At 74.5% G+C, this 20,920-nt stretch carries 19 protein-coding genes; 9 read left to right on the top strand and 10 right to left on the bottom strand.

Going from position 1 to position 20,920, the window contains the following annotated elements; genetic code table 11:
- Nucleotides 1-20: 20 nt before the first annotated feature.
- From ACFYWQ_RS22500 to ACFYWQ_RS22470, 7 genes are all read right to left on the bottom strand, one after another.
- Nucleotides 21-803, bottom strand: coding sequence for a thioesterase II family protein (locus tag ACFYWQ_RS22500; RefSeq protein WP_389518643.1), 783 nt, complete (start codon nucleotides 801-803; stop codon nucleotides 21-23).
- Nucleotides 800-2,641: a dipeptide ABC transporter ATP-binding protein gene (locus ACFYWQ_RS22495; RefSeq protein WP_389518642.1), complete on the bottom strand. Its 1,842-nt coding sequence runs from the start codon at nucleotides 2,639-2,641 to the stop codon at nucleotides 800-802. Before ACFYWQ_RS22495 ends, ACFYWQ_RS22500 begins: the two co-directional genes overlap by 4 nt.
- On the bottom strand, nucleotides 2,638-3,534 hold the full coding sequence (locus ACFYWQ_RS22490) for an ABC transporter permease (protein ID WP_389518641.1): 897 nt from the start codon (nucleotides 3,532-3,534) through the stop codon (nucleotides 2,638-2,640). The genes ACFYWQ_RS22495 and ACFYWQ_RS22490 overlap by 4 nt, the downstream gene beginning before the upstream one ends.
- 3 nt (nucleotides 3,535-3,537) lie before the next feature.
- The gene (locus tag ACFYWQ_RS22485) at nucleotides 3,538-4,485 is read right to left on the bottom strand and encodes an ABC transporter permease (RefSeq protein WP_389518640.1); all 948 of its coding nucleotides are present in this window, start codon (nucleotides 4,483-4,485) and stop codon (nucleotides 3,538-3,540) included.
- Nucleotides 4,482-6,137, bottom strand: a complete 1,656-nt coding sequence (locus ACFYWQ_RS22480) for an ABC transporter substrate-binding protein (RefSeq protein ID WP_389518639.1) — start codon at nucleotides 6,135-6,137, stop codon at nucleotides 4,482-4,484. Before ACFYWQ_RS22480 ends, ACFYWQ_RS22485 begins: the two co-directional genes overlap by 4 nt.
- A gap of 136 nt (nucleotides 6,138-6,273) precedes the next feature.
- Nucleotides 6,274-7,446: an acyl-CoA dehydrogenase family protein gene (locus tag ACFYWQ_RS22475; protein WP_389518638.1), complete on the bottom strand. Its 1,173-nt coding sequence runs from the start codon at nucleotides 7,444-7,446 to the stop codon at nucleotides 6,274-6,276.
- Nucleotides 7,447-7,722: 276 nt separating this feature from the next.
- Nucleotides 7,723-7,854, bottom strand: coding sequence for a hypothetical protein (locus ACFYWQ_RS22470; RefSeq protein ID WP_389518637.1), 132 nt, complete (start codon nucleotides 7,852-7,854; stop codon nucleotides 7,723-7,725).
- Between the two features lie 562 nt (nucleotides 7,855-8,416).
- Here ACFYWQ_RS22470 and ACFYWQ_RS22465 point away from each other — a divergent pair.
- From ACFYWQ_RS22465 to ACFYWQ_RS22445, 5 genes are all read left to right on the top strand, one after another.
- Nucleotides 8,417-8,548: a putative leader peptide gene (locus ACFYWQ_RS22465; RefSeq protein ID WP_389518636.1), complete on the top strand. Its 132-nt coding sequence runs from the start codon at nucleotides 8,417-8,419 to the stop codon at nucleotides 8,546-8,548.
- Nucleotides 8,549-8,682: 134 nt separating this feature from the next.
- Complete coding sequence (locus tag ACFYWQ_RS22460; protein WP_389518635.1) at nucleotides 8,683-9,885, top strand: LLM class flavin-dependent oxidoreductase; 1,203 nt, start codon at nucleotides 8,683-8,685, stop codon at nucleotides 9,883-9,885.
- Nucleotides 9,886-9,904: 19 nt separating this feature from the next.
- Nucleotides 9,905-11,281, top strand: coding sequence for an NtaA/DmoA family FMN-dependent monooxygenase (locus ACFYWQ_RS22455; protein ID WP_389518634.1), 1,377 nt, complete (start codon nucleotides 9,905-9,907; stop codon nucleotides 11,279-11,281).
- Nucleotides 11,278-12,351: an LLM class flavin-dependent oxidoreductase gene (locus ACFYWQ_RS22450; RefSeq protein ID WP_389518633.1), complete on the top strand. Its 1,074-nt coding sequence runs from the start codon at nucleotides 11,278-11,280 to the stop codon at nucleotides 12,349-12,351. The genes ACFYWQ_RS22455 and ACFYWQ_RS22450 overlap by 4 nt, the downstream gene beginning before the upstream one ends.
- The gene (locus ACFYWQ_RS22445; RefSeq protein ID WP_389518632.1) at nucleotides 12,344-13,489 is read left to right on the top strand and encodes an LLM class flavin-dependent oxidoreductase; all 1,146 of its coding nucleotides are present in this window, start codon (nucleotides 12,344-12,346) and stop codon (nucleotides 13,487-13,489) included. Before ACFYWQ_RS22450 ends, ACFYWQ_RS22445 begins: the two co-directional genes overlap by 8 nt.
- 109 nt (nucleotides 13,490-13,598) lie before the next feature.
- Here ACFYWQ_RS22445 and ACFYWQ_RS22440 read toward each other — a convergent pair whose 3' ends face one another.
- The 3 genes from ACFYWQ_RS22440 to ACFYWQ_RS22430 all read right to left on the bottom strand — a co-directional run bounded on the left by ACFYWQ_RS22440 (nucleotide 13,599) and on the right by ACFYWQ_RS22430 (nucleotide 15,931).
- Entirely contained in the window at nucleotides 13,599-14,030 is a 432-nt protein-coding gene (locus ACFYWQ_RS22440; protein WP_389518631.1) for a MerR family transcriptional regulator, read from the bottom strand.
- A 33-nt stretch (nucleotides 14,031-14,063) separates the two neighbouring features.
- Nucleotides 14,064-15,149 carry an MDR family NADP-dependent oxidoreductase gene (locus ACFYWQ_RS22435; RefSeq protein WP_389518630.1) on the bottom strand — a complete coding sequence of 362 codons (1,086 nt, stop codon included), beginning with the start codon at nucleotides 15,147-15,149 and terminating at the stop codon, nucleotides 14,064-14,066.
- A 227-nt stretch (nucleotides 15,150-15,376) separates the two neighbouring features.
- Nucleotides 15,377-15,931, bottom strand: a complete 555-nt coding sequence (locus ACFYWQ_RS22430) for a MarR family winged helix-turn-helix transcriptional regulator (protein ID WP_389518826.1) — start codon at nucleotides 15,929-15,931, stop codon at nucleotides 15,377-15,379.
- A gap of 180 nt (nucleotides 15,932-16,111) precedes the next feature.
- On the opposite strand from ACFYWQ_RS22430, the gene ACFYWQ_RS22425 reads away from it, so the two are divergent.
- From ACFYWQ_RS22425 to ACFYWQ_RS22410, 4 genes are all read left to right on the top strand, one after another.
- On the top strand, nucleotides 16,112-17,425 hold the full coding sequence (locus ACFYWQ_RS22425) for an EamA family transporter (RefSeq protein ID WP_389518629.1): 1,314 nt from the start codon (nucleotides 16,112-16,114) through the stop codon (nucleotides 17,423-17,425).
- Nucleotides 17,426-17,547: 122 nt separating this feature from the next.
- A complete protein-coding gene (locus ACFYWQ_RS22420; protein WP_389518628.1) occupies nucleotides 17,548-18,195 on the top strand; it encodes a hypothetical protein in 648 nt (215 codons plus the stop codon).
- 169 nt (nucleotides 18,196-18,364) lie between these two features.
- Entirely contained in the window at nucleotides 18,365-19,288 is a 924-nt protein-coding gene (locus ACFYWQ_RS22415; protein ID WP_389518627.1) for an alpha/beta hydrolase family protein, read from the top strand.
- 328 nt (nucleotides 19,289-19,616) lie between these two features.
- Nucleotides 19,617-20,906 (top strand): MFS transporter, encoded by a 1,290-nt coding sequence (locus tag ACFYWQ_RS22410; protein ID WP_389518626.1) that lies wholly within the window; start codon nucleotides 19,617-19,619, stop codon nucleotides 20,904-20,906.
- The last annotated feature ends 14 nt before the right edge of the window (nucleotides 20,907-20,920 follow it).

Below are 20,920 nucleotides of genomic sequence, written 5' to 3'. Positions count from 1 at the left end.
GGGCGGAGGGAGCGAGCTGGTCAGGCCCGCTCCGGTGCGGGCGCGGCGCCCGGGAGCAGCCGGGAACGGATCAGCGCACCGATCCGGTCCTGGTGTTCGGTTTCGGTGAGGAAGAAGTGGCCGCCGCTGAAGGACAGCACCTCGGTGGAGCCGGCGGTGTGCCGCTCCCAGGCCCGCGCCTCGTCCGCCGTGACCTTCGGGTCGTCGGTGCCGACCAGCACGGTGACCGGGGCCTCGAGCGGAGGGCCCGGCCGGTGGCGGTAGCGTTCCACGGCCCGGTAGTCGCCGCGCAGTGTCGGCAGGACCATCGCGACCAGCTCGGGATCCTCCAGCAGCGCGGGCGGTGTCCCGCCCTGCCGGACGATCTCCGCCACCAGCTCCCGGTCGGTGGCGAGGTGGAGCCGTTCGGCGCGGACGGTGGACGGCGCCCGTCTGCCGGAGGCGAAGAGCGCGGCCGGCCCCGAGCCGGTCGTGCTCCGCAGCCGCCGGGCCGTCTCGTACGCCACGAGGGCGCCCATGCTGTGCCCCAGGAAGGCGGGCGGCTCGGCCCACCAGGGCCGCAGCACGCCGGCGATCGAGGCGGCCAGGTCCTCGATGTCGCCGATCTGCGGCTCCGCCCGGCGCTCCTGGCGCCCCGGGTACTGCACGGCGAGCACCTCCACCTCGGGGTGCAGCCGCTCGGAGAGCCAGAACCAGAAGCCGGCCGATCCTCCCGCGTGCGGGAAGCACACCAGGCGTGCGGCGGCCTCCGGGGCGGGGTGGAAACGCCGGATCCACAGATCGGTGTCGAGGTCCGTCGTCATGTCCGTGATCCCTGTCCTTCCTGGTTCCGGTCGGGCCGGGGCAGTGCGGCCAGCAGTTCCCGTGTGTACGGGTGGGCCGGGCTGTCGAAGATCTGCCCGACGTCCCCGGTCTCGACCAGTCGCCCGTCCTTCATCACGATCACCCGGTCGCTGACGTGGTGGACGACGCCGAGGTCGTGCGAGATGAACAGCAGAGCCACCCCCAGCTCCCGCTGGAGTTCCGCCAGCAGGTCCAGCACCTGGGCCTGGATCGACACGTCGAGCGCGGAGACCGGCTCGTCGCACACGATCAGCCGGGGCCGGGTGGCCAGCGCCCGGGCGATCGCGACACGCTGGCGCTGCCCGCCGGACAGCTCCGACGGGCGCCGCTCCTGCACCCGGGCCGACAGGCCGACCTGGCCGAGCAGTTCGGTGACCCGCGCCGAGCGGACCCGGCCGCGCGGCACCCCCGCCCTGCCCACCGCCTCCGCGACGATGCCCCGCACACTGTGCCGGGGGTCGAAGGAGCCGAGCGGATCCTGGTGGACGACCTGGAGACGCGGACGCCGGGCCCGCCGTTCCCGCTCGGGCAGGCCGCTCCAGGGCTCGCCCTCGAACCGCACGCTCCCCTCGTCCGGCTCCACCAGGCCGAGCACGATGCGGGCCGTGGTCGTCTTGCCGGAGCCGGACTCGCCGACCAGGCCGAGCGTCTCACCGGCGGCGATCCGGAAGGACACCTCGCTGACGGCGGTCCAGGAACCGCCGCCCGGGGCCCGGAAGCGCTTGGAGACCCCCCGCACGTCCAGCAGCGGCTCGCCCGGGGCGGCGGCGCCGGGTTCCCGCCCGGCGGTGGCCACGGGGCGGCGGACGGCCGGTGCCGCCGGCGGCAGCGGCGCGTCGGGGTGCCAGCAGAGGGTCAGATGCCCGTCGTCGGCCGCCGCGGCCACCGGCAGCTCGGCACGGCAGCGCGCGTCGGCCGCCGCGCACCGGGCGGCGTACGGGCAGCCGCCCGGCCCCGCCGCCTCACCCCGCGCGGGGGCCGCCACGGACAGCGCGTTCCCCTTGGAGCCGAACGTGGGCACCGCCGCCAGCAGCGCCCGGGTGTAGGGGTGCCGGGGATCCTTCAGCACGTCACGGGCCGGCCCCTGTTCGACGACCAGACCGCCGTACATCACCGCGACCCGGTCGGCGAGCCTGGCCACCACCGCCAGGTCGTGACTGATGAGCAGCAGCGCCGTGCCCTCGCCGACCAGACGGCCCAGGAGGTCGAGGATCTGGGCCTGCACGGTCACGTCCAGGGCCGTGGTCGGCTCGTCGGCCACGAGCAGTTCCGGCGCGCCCGACAGCGCGGACGAGATCAGGGCGCGCTGGCGCAGACCGCCCGACAACTGGTGGGGATACTCCGCGGCCCGGCGGGCGGGGTCGGGGATCCCGGCGTCGGACAGCAGGGCGAGGCTCCGCTCGCGCGCCTCGGCGCCCCGGGCGAGGCCGTGCGTGTGCAGCGTCTCGCGTATCTCGGCGCCCACCGTGCGCAGCGGGTCCAGGGAGACCAGCGCGTCCTGGAGGACCAGGCCGATCCGGCGCCCCCGTACGGCACGCCACTCGCGCTCCGACAGGGCGGTCAGATCGACGCCGTCGAAGTCGAGCCGCCGGGCCGCCACCGTGGCGTGCGCCCCGGTCAGCCCGAGCAGGGTGCGGGCCGTGACGCTCTTGCCCGACCCGGACTCGCCGACCACGGCGAGGCACTCGCCCCGGCCGAGGGTGAACGACACGTCCCGCACGGCACGGACCTGCCCGCCCCGCCGGAAGGTGACGTCGAGCCCCTCGACGCTGAGCAGCGGCGACTGGGTGGCGTTCATCGGGCGGTCCTCCGGGTGAAGCGCTGCTGGGCGTGGCGGCCGACCACGTTCACGGCGATGACGGTCGTGGTGACGGCGGCGCCCGGGAACACCCCGATCCACCACGCCGTCTGAAGGAAGTCCCGCCCGGCGGAGAGCAGCGCCCCCCACTCGGGCGAGGGCGCGGCGGGGCCGAGGCCCAGGAAGCTCAGCCCGGAGGCCGAGATCAGTGCCGTACCGAACCCGACGGTCGCCAGGGTCAGCAGGGGGGCGAGCGCGTTCGGCAGGATGTGCCGCAGCACGATCCGCCGGCGCGGCAGGCCGAGGGCCACCGCCGACTCGACGTACCCGGAGCGGCGTACCACCATGGCCTCCGCGCGGACCAGACGGGCGTAGCCGGGGACGAAGGCGATGCCGATGGCGGTCATCACGTTGACGGTGCCCGAGCCCAGCACGGTGACGACCAGCAGGGCCAGCAGCAGGGCGGGCAGAGCCAGCAGGATGTCGGCCAGCCGCATCAGCAGCTGGTCGGCGACGCGTCCGCCCAGCGCCGCGGCCAGGCCGAAGGCGGCGCCCGCGACGACCGAGACGACGGTGGAACCGAAGCCCAGCAGCAGCGACGGCCGGGCGCCGTAGAGGATGCGGGTGAACAGGTCGCGGCCCAGTTGGTCGGTGCCGAGCCAGTGCGCGGAACCGGGTGCCTGGAGCGCGGCGAGCGGGTCGGTCGCCGAGGGCGAGACGCTCGTGAACAGACCCGGTGCCACCGCGACGAGCACGATGATCAGCAGCAGGGCGCCCGCGAGCACGACGGTCACGGGAACGGACGACAGCGGTCCGGCCCACCGCCGCCGCACCCGGGCGGGTGCGGCGACGGCGGAGCCGGTGCCGAGATCGGGGAGGAGTGAACTGGCCATGGATCAGGCGCTCCTGAGCCGCGGGTCGATGACGGGGTACAACAGCTCCACGACGGTGGAGATCACGACGAAGACGAAGGCCGAGAGCAGCACCACGCCGATCACGACCGGCATGTCCTTGGCGGTCACCGCCTGGAGGACGAGCGAGCCGATGCCGGGCCGCCCGAACACCGTCTCCACCAGCACGGCGCCGCCGATGAGGGAACCGGTGAGCCACCCCGCCAGCGTGAGCAGCGGCACGGCCGAGTGGCGCAGCGCGTGCCGCAGCCGTACCGCCGTCCGGCCGACGCCGCGGGAGCGGGCGGTGACCACGAACGGCTGCTCCAGGGCGGCTTCGAGTCCCTCGCGCAGCACCTGCGCCATCACGCCGGTGAGCGGCAGCGCCAGCGTGACGGCGGGCAGGACCAGCGAGGCGAAGCCGTCCGCCCCGGCCACCGGGAAGACCGTGAACCGGAAGGAGAAGACGGTCAGCAGCACGATCCCCACCCAGTAGGACGGGGTGGAGGCCGCGACCAGCTCCCACACCGAGGCGACCGCCCGCAGCGCGGGCCGGCGGCCGGCCGTCGCCACCGCGGAGAGCACCGCGAGGACGACGGCCAGGACCAGCGCGGCCAGGGCCAGCTGCACGGTCGGCACCAGCTGGTCGCCGATCAACGACCACACCGGCCGCTGGAGCTGGTACGACTCCCCGAGGTCGCCCCGCAGGAGCCGGCCCAGGTAGTGCAGGTACTGCTCCGCGACGGGCCGGTCGAAGCCGTACTCCCGGCGGATCTCGGCCCGCACCTCGGGCGAGCCGGCGTTGGAGGGGCCCAGCAGTACGGACACCGGATCGCCGGGGATGAGCCGGAGGGCGAGGAAGGCCAGGGTCGCGGCCCCCGCCAGCACGGCCACCGCCGAGCCCAGCCGCCGGGCGACCGCGCGGACGAGGGCCGTCGCCGGGGCCGCCGTCACGCCGAGCCCAGCCAGGTGTCGTAGTACGTCAGCCAGTTGCTGGCGTCGAACGTCAGCCCCTTGACGGTCTTGGCGTGTCCGACCAGGGAGACCTGTGTGTAGAGCGGGACGACGACGGCCAGGTCGATGGCCCGCTGCTGCACCTTGGGGTAGACGTCCGCGTGGACCTTCGCGTCCAGTGTGGCCCGGCCCTCGTCCGTCCACCGGTCGAAGTCGGCGTCGGTGAGGAACGTGGCGTTGATGCCGCCCTTCGCCGGAGCGCTCCCGGAGTTGAGGAACAGCCACAGCACGTCCGGGCTGAACCGGGGCCAGCTGAGGTCGATGGCGTTCGCCTTGCCGCCGTACACCTGGGTGTTGTAGGTGCCGAGGTCGAGGCTGGGGCGCTTGACCTCGATGCCGATCTTCTTCAGGTCCGCCTGGATGGCCTGGCCGAGGACGTCGCGTCCCTCACGGGTCGCCTGGATCGACAGCTGCGGCCAGGTCACCGTGAGCCGCTTGCCGTTCTTGGTCCGGTAGCCCTGCGCGTCCCGGCCGGTCCAGCCCGCCTCGTCCAGCAGCTTCGCGGACTCCTCGGGGTCGTAGGGCCAGCTGTCCTCCAGGGTCTTGTCGTAGTAGGGGGTGGTGGGGCTGATGGGGCTCCACGCCCGCGGGTACTGCCCGAAGGTGACTGTCTTCACGTCCTGGTCGATGTCGATCCCGCGCTGGATCGCCTTGCGTACCCGCTGGTCGTCGAGCGGGGCCAGTGAGCTGTTGAGCCAGAGGTTGTAGTTGCCGCCGGGGGCCTGCCGGGAGATGAGCGACAGGCTGGGCGTCGCCTTGACCGTGGTGACGTTCTGCGGCGGTATGGCCTTCGCCACCTGCACCTGACCGCTCGTCAGCGCGCCCGAGCGCACCGAGGCCGTGGACAGGAAGCGGACGACGAGCTTGTCGAGGTAGGCGGGCCCGGTGTGCGCGGCGGTCGCGGGCCCCCAGTCGTACTTCGGGTTGCGGGTCAGCACGGCCGACTGGCCCTTGGTGTAGCTGGTGAAGACGAAGGGCCCGCTGCCCACGTCGGCGGGACCGCCCGCGGCGAGTTTGCCGGCGTTCGCCTTGAGGGCCTTGGGCGAGTAGAAGCCCAGGTAGGTCGTGCTGGCGGCCTGGAGGAAGGGGGCGAACGGCTGGGAGAAGGTGACCTTGGCCGTGTGCGCGTCGACGACCTCGGTGCCCGTGTAGGGGCCCAGGAGGCTGATCGCGTACAGCGACTTGGTGGACTTCGCGACGATGTGGTCGAAGTTGGCCTTCACCGCGGACGCGTCGAAGCGGGTGCCGTCGCTGAAGGTCACGTCGGTGCGCAGGTGGAAGGTGTAGCTCTTGTAGTCGTCCGCCACCTCCCACTTGGTGGCCAGCCAGGGGTGGAACTTTCCGTCGGCGTCCTGGGAGACCAGCGAGTCGAACACCTGGCGCTGGATCTCGGCGGTGACGTCCTGGGTGCTGGCGTGGATGTCCCAGGAGACCGGTTCGGTGTCGACGGCGGCGGTGAGGGTCCCGCCCCGGACCGGTGTGTCCGAGCCCGCCTTGCCGGTGTCGCCGCCCGACGAGCAGGCGGTGAGCAGGAGGAGACCGCTCACGGTCGCCGCGAGGAGACGGCTGAGCGCGGACAGGGACGGGCGCATGGTGGAACCCCCGGCGTGAGTGGGTCTGAGAAGAGGGGACGGCGAGGCGGGAGACGCGGGGCCGGCGGACGGTGTGCCGCCGGGGGGCCCGCCCCCCGGCGGAACCCGCCGGGGGACGGAACGGGATCGGGCCGGCTCAGTCATCGGGTGCCTCCGCCGCGAGGGCCGTCGCACCGACGATCGGCAGGATGGCGTCCTCGCCCGGCGCGTGGACCCCCACCGACTGGATGTCACGGAAGTGTCGTTCCAGCGGGCTGCCCTGGGCCAGCCCGGGGTTGCCGAGCAGCTGCACCGCCGTCCGGACGGCGGTGGTGAGATGACGGACGACCACGACCTTGGAGGCCAGGGCGTCGACACCGCGGACGGGATCGCCCCGGTCCACCCGCTCCGCGACGGAGAAGATCAGCTGCTCGGCGCTGGAGAGCAGGGTCTCGATCTCGCCCGCCGTGCGCTGGAAGCGGTCCGTCGTGGCCAGGGGGCGCCCCAGCGCGGCGGGCGTCCGCGTGTGGGCGAAGGTGTGCACATGACGCTGTGCCGCGCGCGCCACCCCCAGGTAGAGGGAGGACGAGAGCAGGAGCATGATGCTGCCGGGCAGGGTGCCCGGGGCGGGATCGGCGCCGGGAGGGGCGAGTTCGTGCACGTACTCCGCGGGGATCTCGACGTCCGTGAACACCACCTCGTGGCTGCCGGTCGCGCGCATGCCCAACTGCTGCCAGGTGGGCACGATGTCGATGCCGGGTGTGCCGGCGGGGACGATGAAGTTGCCCACCCGCGGTGACGGCTCGTCCGTGGCCGCCCAGACCAGGAAGTAGCTGAGGCCCTCGGCGCCGGTGACGTACCGCTTCCTGCCCTGGATCGACCAGCCGTGCGCGGTCCGCCGGGCGGTGGTCGCCGGCAGCGGGCCCCGGGTGGACGAGCCCATCTCCGGCTCCGCCCGCGCGTGGTTGAGCAGGGTCGGCCGCTCGGCCGACTCGGCCAGCACCCGCGCGTACAGCTCCTGCGGCCAGGGGCTGCGGGTCTGCAGGAGGTGGGGGACGATGGTCATGCCGGAGATCAGCGCGGTCGACGGGTCACCGCGGCCGAGCGCCAGCAGGATGCGGGCGACATCGGTGAAGCTCGCCCCGGGACCGCCGTAGCGGGGGTCCACCCCCGCGGTCAACAGCCCTGCCTCGTGGACCACTTGGATCGGCGTGTGCGGGAAGGCGCCGGTGCGGTCGTGTTCGGCCGCGGTCGCCGCGAGCGCCGCGCTCACCTCGTCCAGGCGGCCCAGGTCAGCGGGTAACAGCCGGCTTTCGGTCGCGGAGCTCATGAGGCCCGCTCCGGGGCGGGACGGGACAGGGCGGTGGCCATGGGCATGTGCGTGTCCTTGGGATCGGGTGACGGTCCGGCCACGTGGGGTGAGCGGAGCGGGGGCGGCGATACGGCACACCGGACGTGCGGAACCGACGGGGGTCGCGGCGGACCCGGTCGGCCGGCGACCGTGGGGGGTGGTGGAGGACCGTGTCAGAGGGTGCGGGCAGTCGCCCGCGGTCCGGCCTGCGGGCCCGTGTTCACCGGAGTGCGGCGGCAGGACGGGCGTGCGGGATCAACGACAGCTGGTCGACTTGATCCGGCCGAAGTCCACGACGCGGCACTGCGTCAGACGAGGCGTCAGGTGATCGCCGGAACCATGGCCGAAGCCGCCGGCCGGGGGCCGGCCGAACTCGGTCACAGTCACAGGCCAGAACATGCCACTGAGCATGCAGGACACGGGCACGCCGCGTCCAATGCCGATTCGCGATCAAGGCTGATCGCGCACACCGATCGATGACCGGTCCGTGCGCGGGACCCGGGGGCCACGCCGGGCCCGGTGCCCGGACCCCTTCCGGGGCGGCCCGGACGGGTGACGCTCCTCCGGCGCGCCCCTCACGACCTGCGGGTGTCCGCCGCCCGTCGGCCGGTCGTCCCGTCCGTCGCCGGCCGCCTCCACGGCCGGTGGCGGCGCGCGCCCCACCGTCCGCACGGCCCGGGCCGCGGCACCCCGGGGACGTTCCCGGTTCCGCACCACGGACGTGTTCCCTGTTTCGATCTTCCCGGTCCGTACGCGGGCGCGTGGTCGCCCGGCGGGGGAGCGGGGGCACGTCCAGGACAGCAGCGCCCGCCGGCGGGACGGTGGCAGGGCGGTCGTGGGACGGTCGAGGGTGGCCGTATGCTCACCTCAGGACCGGTCCGTATCGGACGATCTTCGGCGGCGGCCCGGGAACACCGGGCGTGGCCGGGGCGTTGTGACGGACGACGCGATGTGTGAGGCGCCCCCGCGCGCCCGACCGAGGGAGGTGACCGACGTGGCCCGCAGAGCCCACGCCGTACACCTCTACTCCCGGCCCCACATCGACCTCCAGCGCGTGGCCGGCGCGCTCTGTCGTTCCTGACACGCCCGCTCCGGCCGTCGGCCGGGCGACCCGTCGGCTCGTCGCGCTCTCCGCCCGTGTGCCCGCGTACGGGGCCGACGTCTTTTCCCGCGGACCTCCGGGACGTTTCCCGGACCCTTCAGGAAGGCACCCCCGTGTCCTCGACTCCTCCTTCTCCCCTGCACCTCGCCGTGGCCTTGGACGGCACCGGCTGGCACCCCGCCTCCTGGCGCGATCCGGTGGCCAGGCCCCGTGAGCTGTTCACCGCCGGGTACTGGGCCGATCTCGTCGCCGAGGCCGAGCACGGCCTGCTGGACTTCGTCACCATCGAGGACGGCCTCGGTCCGCAGTCCTCCCACTTCCTGGACCCGGACGACCGCACTGACCAGGTCCGCGGCCGCCTCGACGCCGTCCTGATCGCCTCCCGCGTCGCCCCGCTCACCCGGCACATAGGCCTGGTGCCGACGGTGGTGTCCACCCACACCGAGCCGTTCCACATCTCCAAGGCGATCGCCACCCTCGACTACGTGAGCACCGGCCGCGCGGGCCTGCGCGTCCAGATCACCGCCCGCCCCACCGAGGCCGCCCACTTCGGCCGCCGCTCGATCCCCCGCATCGAGTCCTACGACGGCCCCGCCACGCTGGACCTGGTGGCCGACCTGTTCGACGAGGCCGCCGACTACGTCGAGGCCGTGCGCCGGCTGTGGGACAGCTGGGAGGACGACGCGGAGATCCGGGACGTGGCCACGGGCCGGTTCATCGACCGCGACAAGCTCCACTACATCGACTTCGAGGGCCGGCACTTCAGCGTCAAGGGCCCCTCCATCACACCGCGCCCGCCACAGGGCCAGCCCCTGGTCACCGCCCTCGGCCACGACACCGTGCCCTACCGTCTGGTGGCCCGCGCCGCCGACGTCGGCTACGTCACCCCGCACGACGCCGACCAGGCCCGCGCGATCGTCGCCGAGATCCGTGCCGAGCAGGAGACGGCCGGGCGCGCCGCCGAACCGCTGCACGTCTTCGCCGACCTGGTCGTCTTCCTCGCCGACGACCCGGCCGAGGCCGCCGCCCGCCGGGACCGCCTCGACGCCCTGGCCGGCGAGGAGTACACCAGCGACGCCCGCGTCTTCACCGGCACACCCGCCCAACTCGCCGATCTGCTGCAGGAGTACCAGGCCGCCGGACTGACCGGCTTCCGGCTGCGCCCCGCCGTCGCCGGCCACGACCTCCCGGCGATCACCCGGGGCCTGGTCCCCGAACTCCAGCGCCGCGACGCCTTCCGCCGCGCCTACGAGGCCGACACCCTGCGCGGGCTCCTCGGCCTGGCCCGCCCCGCCAACCGCTACGCCGCCGCCTGAGCGGGAGGGAGAAACCGTCATGAGCAAGCCCCTGAAGCAGATCCACCTGGCCGCCCACTTCCCCGGCGTCAACAACACCACCGTGTGGAGCGACCCGAAGGCCGGCAGCCACATCGAGTTCAGCTCCTTCGCCCACTTCGCCCGCACCGCCGAACGCGCCAAGTTCGACTTCCTCTTCCTCGCCGAGGGCCTGCGCCTGCGCGAACAGGGCGGCCGGATCTACGACCTGGACGTCGTCGGCCGCCCCGACACCTTCACCGTCCTCGCCGCGCTCGCCGCCGTCACCGACCACCTCGGCCTCACCGGCACCATCAACTCCACCTTCAACGAGCCCTACGAGGTGGCCCGCCAGTTCGCCAGCCTCGACCACCTCTCCGGCGGCCGCTCCGCCTGGAACGTCGTCACCTCCTGGGACGGCTTCACCGGGGAGAACTTCCGCCGCGGCGGCTTCCTCCCGCAGGAGGAACGCTACTCGCGGGCCAAGGAGTTCCTCGCCACGGCGAACGAACTCTTCGACTCCTGGAAGGGCGACGAGATCGTCGCCGACCCGGCCACCGGCACCTTCCTGAGCGACGCCAAGGCCGGCGCCTTCGTCCACGAAGGCCGGCACTTCGACATCCACGGCCGCTTCAACGTCCCGCGCAGCCCCCAAGGCCGCCCCGTGATCTTCCAGGCCGGTGACTCCGACGAGGGCCGCGAGTTCGCCGCCGCCGGCGCCGACGCCATCTTCAGCCGCTACGCCGCTCTCGACACGGGCCAGGCCTTCTACACGGACGTCAAGAACCGCCTCGCCAAGTACGGGCGCCGCAAGGACCAGTTGCTCATCCTGCCCGCCGCGAGCTTCGTCCTCGGCGACACCGACGCCGAGGCGGAGGAACGGGCCAAGGAGGTGCGCCGCCTCCAGGTGAGCGGGGCCACCGCCCTCAAGCACCTGGAGTTCGTCTGGAACCGGGACCTGTCGTCGTACGACCCCGACGGCCCGCTCCCCGACATCGACCCCCTGGTGAGCGAGGAGCACATCTCGCGCGGACGCGCCCAGGTGCGCATGTACCGGGACCCGCTGGCCACCGCCCGTGAATGGCGCGAACTGGCCGCCGCCCACGACTGGTCGATCCGCGACCTGGTCATCGAGACCGGCAACCGCCAGACCTTCGTGGGCTCCCCCGAGACCGTCGCCCGGACCATCGACGACTACGTCCAGGCCGACGCCGCCGACGGCTTCATCCTCGTCCCGCACATCACACCCACCGGCCTCGACGAGTTCGCCGACAAGGTCGTCCCGCTGCTCCAGGAGAAGGGCGTCTTCCGCACCGAGTACGAGGGCAGCACCCTGCGCGACCACCTCGGGCTCGCCCACCCCGACGACGTCTCGGGCGCCGAGCGGGCCGCGTCGTGAAGTTCCTCGCCATCACCCTGATCGTGCACCGTCCGGACCCGGCCACCGGCGTACGCAAGTCCACCCAGGACCGCTTCCGCGAAGTGCTCGACAACGCGCTGCTCGCCGAGGAACTCGGCTTCGACGGCTTCGGCGTGGGCGAGCGGCACGAACGGCCGTTCATCTCCTCCTCGCCGACCGTCGTCCTCAGCCACGTCGCCGCCCTGACCCGGCGCATCCGGCTGTTCACCGCCGTGACCACCCTCAGCCTCCTGGACCCGGTCCGCGCCTACGAGGACTACGCCACCCTCGACCACCTCTCCGGCGGCCGGCTCGACCTGATCATCGGCAAGGGCAACGGCGCCGCCCAGCGCGAGCTGTTCCACGTCACGCCCGAGGACCAGTGGGAGCGCAACGCCGAGAGCTACGAGGTGTTCCGGCGGATCTGGCGGCAGGACAAGGTCACCGCGGCCACCCGCTTCCGCCCCGAGCTGACGGACGCGGAGGTGTGGCCGCGGCCGTACCAGCAGCCCGTACGGGTCTGGCACGGCAGCGCCACCAGCAAGGAGTCGGTGGACCTGGCCGCCCGCTACGGCGACCCGCTGTTCTCGGCGAACGTCACCCATCCCATCGAGCCGTACGCCGAGTTGATCCGTCACTACCGCGAACGCTGGGAGCACTACGGCCACGACCCGGCCGGCATCGCCGTCGGCGCCGGAACGGCGGGGCTGTACGTGGCCCGCACCTCCCAGGAGGCCCTGGCCGCCTACCGGCCCGTCTTCGAGGGCAACCTCGCCTTCCAGAGACAGGCCGGCCTCCCGGTCGTCTTCGAGACCCTGGAGGACTTCGTGGCACGCAGCTCGGCCCTGATCGGCAGCCCCCAGCAGGTCATCGACAAGGTGCACCGCTACCACGAGCGGTTCGGCCACACGGTGGTGCACCTGCACGCGGACGCGGGCGGGCTCACCGACACCCGGCACCGCGACTCGCTGGAGCTGTTCCAGTCGGCGGTCGCCCCGGTGCTGCGCAAGGACATCCCGGACCCGCCGTTCGCGTGGGGACCCGTACTCCCGGAGGCGGCACATGTCTGACATCCCCCTCGGCGTCCTCGACCTGGTACCGATACCGTCCGGGTCCACCGCGCGCGACGCGCTGCGCAACTCCGTCGACCTGGCCCAGCAGACCGAACGCCTCGGATACGCCCGCTACTGGTTCGCCGAGCACCACCTCAACCCCGGCGTCGCGGGCACCTCCCCGGCGGTCGTCCTGGCCCTCACCGCCTCCGCCACCTCCACCATCCGGCTCGGCTCCGGAGCCGTGCAGCTCGGCCATCGCACCGCGCTGTCCACGGTGGAGGAGTTCGGCCTGCTCGACGCCCTGCACCCGGGCCGCTTCGACCTGGGTCTCGGGCGCTCGGGCGGCGGCCCGCCGGCGGAGCGGGCGACCGTGCCCACGGCCACCCCGGTCGTCGACGGCCGAGCCCCGAACGGCCTGGTCATCCCGCCCCGCTTCTCCTTCGAGCGCCTCCTCGGCTCGCCCCGCATCGCCCTGCACCGCAAGCTGCTCCTGCTTCCGGGCGCCGCATCGCAGGACTACGCCGAGCAGATCGACGACATCCTCGCCCTGCTGGCCGGCACCTACCGCTCCCCGGAGGGCGTCGAGGCCCGTGCCGTGCCGGGGGAGGGGGCGGACGTCGAGCTGTGGATCCTCGGCAGCAGCGGCGGACAGAGCGCCGAGGTCGCGGGCGCCCGGGGCCTGCGCTTCGCCGCCAACTACCACGTCAGCCCCGCCACCGTCCTGGAGGCGGTGGACGGCTACCGGTCCTTCTTCCAGCCCTCCGACGTCCTCGACAAGCCCTACGTGAGCGTCTCCGCGGACGTGGTCGTCGCCGAGGACGACACCACCGCCCGCGAACTCGCCGCCGGGTACGGCCCGTGGGTCCGCAGCATCCGCACCGCCGAGGGCGCGATCGAGTTCCCGACCCCGGAGGAAGCACGCGCCCACACCTGGAGCGAGGAGGACCGCGAACTGGTCCAGGACCGCCTCGACACCCAGTTCGTCGGCTCGCCCGGTCAGGTGGCCGACCGGCTGGAACAGCTCCAGGAGGCCACGGGGGCGGACGAGTTGCTCATCACGACCATCACCCACGACCACGCGGACCGGGTCCGCTCCTACCGACTGCTCGCCGAGGAGTGGCGCCGGCGAGGCCACGCCTCACCGTCGGGCTGACCGGCCGGAGCGGCGGAGGACGGCCGTGCCCGGGTGCGTGTTCCGCCGCCTGCCGCCCGCCGACAGCCTTCGGCGGGCGGCAGGCGGCCGTCGGCAGGCGGCGCGGAGGTCAGGGGGTGGGCCGGGCGCCGACCGCCGTGTGCCCGTCGGCGGTCATGTGCCGCGGCGTCGGGTCGAGTCCGGCCCGCAGCGTGTCCCTGAGCCGGGTGAGGCGGTCGATCTCCGCGTCGAGGACGGCGATGCGCCGCCGTACCACCGTCGTACCGACGATGGCCGGTTCACCGGGTGCCGGGGGCCGGCAGCGGCGGGGCTCGTGGGCGGCGAGCAGCGGAAGGCGGTCGGCGATGCCGGCCAGGTCCTCGACGGTGAGGCCGAGGGCCAGGAGGTGCCGGATGCCGCGCAGGACGGCGAGGTCGTCGGGGGTGTAGTCACGCTGGCCGGCCCTGGTGCGGCGCGGCGGCGGCAGCAGTCCGCGCTGCTCGTAGAAGCGCAGTGCCCTCGGTGTCGCGCCGACCGCCGCCGCGGCGTCCCCGATCCGCATGGTGCGTACCTCCCGCCCTCGTGGCCCGGCTCGTCAGTCGTGTCCCGGGAGGTCGACGACGACCGTGCCGAAAATCCGTCCCCTGGTCAGTTCCCGCAACGCCCGCGGTGCCTGTTCCATGCCCTCGAAACGCGTCAGCGGCAGCCGGATCCGGCCGGACCGCAGCCAGCCGTCGAGCCGGCCGGTCCACTCCGCCTCCACCTCGGGATGGTCGATGCCGGTGTACCCCCGCACGGACACGCCCTTGACCACCAGACGGAAGGTGTCGATCCGCGCGGGTGCCGTGGCACCGGAGCCCGGTGCGGCGAGTTGCCCGGAGAGCGCGCCCACCAGCGCGAACCGCGCGCCCTGCCGGGCGGCGTCCACGGCCGCGCCGAGCTGGACGCCGCCGACGTTGTCGAGGAGGACGTCGATGCCGTCCGGCGCGGCCTCGGCGAGCTGCGCGGAGAACGCGCGGCGGGCGTCGTCGTCCGTGCCGTCCGCGCCGTCCCGCCGCTCGCGCCACGATCCGGCGGTCAGCACGGCGTCGTAGCCCAGTTCGGAGATGAGGCGCTCGGCCTTGTGCGGGGAGCCGGTGGTGCCGACGACCCGGGCGGCGCCGAGCAGCCGGGCGATCTGGCCGGCCAGGGAGCCCACCCCGCCCGCGGCCCCGGTGACCAGGACGACGTCCCCCTCGCGTACGCCCGCGAGCCGGGTCAGCGCCCCGTAGGCGGCGGAGCCCGAGGTGAGGTGGGCGGCGGGCTCGGGCAGGGCCGGGTCGACCGGGGCGCACCCGTCCGCGGGGACGAGGGCGTACTCGCGCCAGCCGAGCAGGTGCCTCACCAGGTCGCCGGGGCGCAGCGGGCCGCCGGGCGGCGCGGCCACGACCTCGCCCACGGCCGGCCCGAACAGCGTGTCCCCGGGGCGCAGTCCCGGCACCGGCGTGTCCTCGGCGGCGCCGCCGATCAGGGTGCGCAGGCCGCCGAAGACCTGGAAGTGCCGGTTGCGGACCAGGACCTGACCGGGCGCCGGGGCGGGCAGTGCCGTCTCGACGACGGTGAAGTGCGCCGGTTCGGGCAGCCCCTCGGGTACGACGGCGAGCCGCACTTCGCGGCTGGTGCGGGGCAGAACCGTGGTCATGGGCGGCCTCCTGGGCGGGCGCGGTGGGCGGAACCGGTGGCGGCGCGCGCACCGGGCCGTGGCCGGACGGCGGCCGCGAGCCCGGGCGGGTGCGCGCCCGCCGGGCGGTGCGCCGACGCTAATCCCTGACCCTTGCGTCAGGGGCAAGCCCGGACTCCGCCGGGCGCGGGGGCGCGCCGGTCCGCCGCCGTGCCCCTGCCGCCGTTCCTTCGTCCGCCGGGCCGTGCTCAGCGCGGTGACGGACGGTCCGACGCGGCGGGACCCTCGACACGGGCGAGCCAGGAGGTCAGGAGGGTTTCGAGAGCCGTGGCCTCGTCGGGGCGCAGGGCGCTCAGCAGCCGGTGCTCGTTGTGGATGTGGTCGGTGAAGGCACGGTCGAACAGGTCCCGTCCGGCGGCGGTCAGCGCGACCACACGCCCCCGGCCGTCGTCCGTGGCGCGACGCCGGGTGACCAGCCCCGCCCGCTCCAGCCGGTCGATCCTCTTCGTCATGGCGCCGGTGGTGACCATCGTGTGGGCCGCCAGTTCGCCCGGCGCCCGCTCATAGGGCTCACCGGCCCGGCGCAGCGCCGCCAGCACGTCGAACTCGCCCTCGCCGAGGCCGTACCGGCGGTAGACGACGCACAGCTCCTGCGTCAGCAGTGCGGCCAGCCGGTGGAGCCGGCCGATGACGGCCTGCGGGGCGACGTCGAGGTCGGGCCGCTCGCGCCGCCAGGCGGCCTGGATCCGGGCGACGTGGTCCGGGGCCGGGACGTCCTCCGCACGGGCCTTCCCGTCCTCCACACGGGCCTCCCCGTCCCCCGCGCGGGCCTTCCCGTTCCCCGCGCGGGCCTTCCCGTTCCCCGCGCGGGCCTCCCCGTCCTCCGCCGCACCGTCCGGCGCACGCCCGTCCTCGGGTCCCATCGAGAGATCTTCCACGGAAGCCACTATAAAGTAACTTCCGAGGAAGCTATATTCGCTTCCGTGGAAGCTTCTTTTCGCTGGATCGGTGTGACCGCCGTGGCGCCGGTCGCCTGGGGGGCCAACTACTACGTCACCCGCGCGTTCCTGCCCGCCGACCACCCCCTCTGGGGCGCCGCGCTGCGCGCGCTGCCCGCCGGTGTCCTGCTGCTCGCCGTCGCGCGGGAACGCCCGCGGGGTGTGTGGTGGTGGCGGTCGGCCGTGCTGGGGGTGCTGAACACGAGCGCCTTCTTCGTCCTCGTGTACGTCGCCTCGCAGTGGCTGGTCACGAGCACCGCCTCCATGGTCATGGCGCTGTCGCCGGTGGTGCTGACGCTGGGCGCCTGGGCCCTCCTGGGCGAACGGCCCCGGGTGGCGCACCTGGTCGCTGCGGGGGCCGGGCTGGCGGGCGTCGTGCTGATGCTGGGCGGTCCCGGCGGGCAGGTGAGGCCGGCCGGTGTGGTCGCCTCCGTGGCGGCCATGCTGGTCTCCGCGGTCGGGTTCCTGCTGAGCAAGCGGTGGGACACCGGTCCCGGCGTGCCGGCCGTCACAGCCTGGCAGCTCACGGTCGGCGGCGTGATCCTCCTGGCCGTCGCCGGTGCGGTGGAGGGGGCGCCTCCCATGGTCGACGGCGCCGCGGTGGCGGCTTTCGCCTACACCTCGGTGGTGGCGACCGCCCTCGCCTTCCTCGCCTGGTTCGCCGGCCTGCGCCGGCTCCCGGCCGGCACCGTGGGCCTGATCGGCCTGCTCAACCCGGTCACCGGTGTCCTGCTCGGCACCACCCTGGCCGGCGAGGGACTGGGTTTCGCGCAGGTGGCCGGGATGGCGCTGGTCGTCGCCGCGGTCGTGGGAGGCCGACGCACCGCGGCCGACGGGCCGGCGTCCGGGGGCCGGCGCGGTGGAACGGCGGCCGAGGAGTCGTGCGGCGGTGGCCTGTCGGCCGGGGAGCTGTGCGGTGGTGGCCTGTCGGCCGAAGCGCCGTCCGGGGGTCGGCGCGGCGGACCGTCGGCCGCAGACCCGCGCTGCGGTGGCCCGTCGGCCGGGGAGCCGTCCGTCAGCGGCCCGTCGGCCCGGGAGCCGTGCGGCGGTGGCCCGCCGGCCGAAGCGCCGTCCGAGGACCAGCACGGCCGACCGTCGGCCACGGACCCGTGCGACGGCGGCCCGCTGGCCGAGGAGCCGGCCGAGGAGCCGTCCGTCAGCGGCCCGCCGGCCGAGGAACCGTCCGATGGTGGCTCGCCGTCCGAAGCGCCGTCCGGCGGCGGCCCGCCCGTGGGCAGCACCACCGCGGCGCACCGCCCCGCGGTGCGGGACACGCGCTCACGCAGGCCCGGCGGCTGACCCCGCACTGCCTCTGCTCGTGCCCGTCGGGGGAGTGGTTCGCCGATCCCGCTGTCAGCCGGTCCCGCTGAGGGAAACAATGTTCCGCGTCCACCCGGAGCCCTCGCGGAAGGCGACGTATGATGTCGGCTGTTCTCGTCTGTGTCGGAGTCGTGCAACTCGGCCTGGTCCTGGTCGCGATCGCGTCGGGCGGGGTTGCCGGACGCTGGACCGGCGTGCTGGGCTGCGCGCTCGCCTACGACTCCCTCGTGGTGGGGCTGGGGGCGGCGCTGGGGGAGGGCGCCCTGCTCGAAGGGCTCAACGAGGGCCGCTTCGTCGCGCACGCCCTCCTCACCCCCCTGGCCGTCGTCTGTGGAGCCCTGCTGGCGGGTGCCGGACGTCGGGCGAGCGCGGCGGCCTGGGCGGCGGCCCTGGCGTTGGCCGCCGTGGGCGCGGCCACCGGCCTGCCGGGGCTCGACCTGGAGCCGCGGCGCTGGGCCGGCACCCTGCGGTACGTGGAAGCGGGCGGCCACGGCGCCCCGGTGGCGGCCGTGCTCGCCATGCTGGTCCTGCTCGGCGTCGGAGCCGCCGTCTGGGTGCGGCGCTCCGTGCCGTGGATCGCGCTCGGCGCCCTCGCCGTCTTCGTGGCCTCCGCGCTCGCCGTCGTCGCGCCCCCGCTCGGCAACCTCGGCGAGGCGCTGATGCTCGCGGGGATGGTCGCCGCCCTGCGGGACGGCCGCACGCGCCGGGCGGTGCCGGCCGTCCCGCAGGCGCCGCCGCGGGCCGGGTGACCGTCGTGGCGCTGCCGCAGGCCGGGTGACCGTCGTGGCGCCATCGCGGGCCGGGTGACGGTCATGGCGCCGCCGTGGGCCGGGCGGCGGCCGGTCTTGCCAGGGGGTCGCTTTTCTGCTGTCTTAGGGAAACGCTGTTTCCCTCGCATCAGCCGAGAAGGTGGTCCCCGTGTTCCGCAGGCTCTTACGGCCGGTGCTCGCCCTGCTGTTGTCCTCGTCGGCCTTCCTGGTCACGGCACCTGTCACCGCCGCCGCCCCGGCCGCGGCGGCGGACCCCTCCCAGGCCGGCCCCCACGCCGTGGCCCACACCGACGTCACCGTCACCGCCTCGGGCCGCTCCTTCAGCGCCCGCGTCTGGTACCCCGGCACCACGAGCGGCGCCGACGCCCCCGTGGCAGCGGGCGCCCACCCCGGACTCGCCTTCGGGCACGGCTTCCTCCAGGACGTCTCCCAGTACGCGAGTCTGCTCGGCCACTACGCCTCCTGGGGGTTCGTCACCGTCGCCCCCAAGTCCCAGGGCGGTCTGCTGCCCAGCCACTCCTCCTTCGCCGACGACCTCAACGCCGCGCTCACCTGGCTCACCGTCCAGAACGGCACCTCCGGATCGCGTTTCGCGGGGGCCGTGGACACGGCCCGTCTCGGCGTCGCCGGCCACTCGATGGGCGGAGGCGCCGCCCTGTTGGCGGCCTCCCGCAACACCGCCGTGCGGAGCGTCTCCACGACGGCGGCGGCGGAGACCAGCCCGTCCGCCGTCACCGCCTCCGCCGCGCTCGCCGTCCCCGCCCAGTACGTCGGCGGCAGCTCGGACTCCATCGCCCCGGTCGCCGCCAACCAGCAGAAGATGTACGACGCCAAGCCCGCACCCGCCCAACTGCGCGTCATCACGGGCGGTTTCCACTGCGGCTTCGTCGACGCGTGGGCGCTCGGCTGCGACAGCGGCTCCCTGACCCGCGCCGCCCAGCAGCAGCTCACGAAGGGCGTCACCGCCGCCTACCTCCTGTACACCCTCGGCGGCGACACCTCCCTGTACGACCAGGTGTGGGGCACCGCCGCCCAGAACCTGGCCGGGGTCGTGTACACCGCCAAGCCCTGACCACCGCATCCCGCACCTCGCGCCACCGCACCCAGCGCCTCGCACCACCGCACCCCGCCCCGCCGCAGGGGCCGTACGGACGTCCTGGACCCGACCGCCGTGAGGAGACGCCGTGCCCGCAAGCGACGAGGCCGCTGAGGCCGGTGAAGCCGGTGAGGCCGCTGAAGCCGCTGAAGCCGGTGAGGCCGGTGAGCCCGGAAGGGCCGAGCCGGGGAGTGCGGCCCCCTCCGCACCACGCCCGGACACGCGTGAGTTCGTGGTGTTCCCAGGGCGTCCGGCGGTCACGGTCCGCCGGGGGGACCCGGCCCCCTTCGGATGGTGGCCCGCCGTGTGTGTCGCGCTGGTGGCCGCGGTCGACCGGATCGAGTACAACCTCCTGGCCGGTGCCCTGCCGGCGATCCAGGAGGAGTTCGGGTTCGGCGACGCGGCCGCCGGCGCCATCGCCACGGCCGGTTCGATCGCCGCCGTGGTGCTGCTCCTGCCGGCCGGGAGGCTGGCCGACCGGGCCCGCCGGACCTGGACCGTCTCCGCCGTCGTCGCGGTGTGGGCCCTGCTGACGGTGGGCACCGGGCTCGCCGGGAGCTACGCGGCGCTGTTCGCCGTCCGGGTGCTGCTCGGCTCCGCCGGCCAGCTGTACAACCCGCCCGCGTCGAGCCTCCTGGCCGACTTCCATCCGGGCTCCGGCCGGGGCAGGGCCTTCGGGTTCGAACGCATGGCCTACTTCGGGGGGCTGCCGATCGGCGTCGTCGCCGGTGGCGCCCTGGCCGAACACGCCGGCTGGCGCACCGGGTTCTTCCTGGTCGCCCTCCCTGGCGCGGCCGTCGCCCTTCTGGTGCTGACCCTGCGCGAACCCCTGCGCGGCACGGGCGACCGGCTCACCCTCTGGTACCGGAGCGGGGACGGCCCGCCCGTGCCCCCGGCGCCGGCCCACCCGCGAGGCGCGCCCCGCCCCGCGGGGCCCGGCACTCCCCTGCGACGGCAGGTCGCGGAACTCCTCGCGATCCCCACCCTCCGCTCGGTCGTGACCGGACTCGCGATCGTCTTCTTCGGCCTGGGAGGGCTCTTCTACTGGATGCCCTCCTTCTACGGCCGGAGGTTCGGCTTGGGCGAGGCCGACGCGGCGGCGGTGGCCGGCGGGGCCGGACTCGTCGGCATCGTGGCGGGCATCCTGCTCGGCAGCCGCCTCGGCGACCGCCACCACGGCTCCCGCCCCGGCCGGCGCGTCGCCGTCGGCGGCGCCGGGCTGACCCTGGGCACCTGCGCGCTCACGGGTGCCGTCGGCCTTCCGTTCCTCGTGCCGCAGGTCGTCTGCTTCACCCTGGCCAACGTCGGGTTCGCCATGGCCCTGGCCAACCTGACGGCCGCCAACGCCGACGTCGTGGCCGCACGGCACCGCGGCCTGGGCTTCGCGGTCCTCCAGATGCTGGTCACGCTCGGCGGATCGCTGGGCCCCTGGCTCATCGGCGTGGTGTCCGACGCGACCGGCTCCCTCGGCGTCGCGTTCGCGGCGGTGCTCGCCCCGCTCTCGGCCGGCTGTGCCGTCGTCCTGCGCGCACGGGCGACGTACGAGGCCGACGCGGCCGCCGCCATCGCCCGGTCCGGGGAGGACGGCACCTGACGCCGCACCCGGGC

Origin of the sequence: Streptomyces sp. NPDC003247, from assembly GCF_042888135.1 — a bacterium.
In the GTDB taxonomy this organism is placed as follows: Bacteria; Actinomycetota; Actinomycetes; order Streptomycetales; family Streptomycetaceae; genus Streptomyces.
Note: the sequence above shows the minus strand (reverse complement) of the source record. Positions and strands in the feature narration are given on the sequence as shown.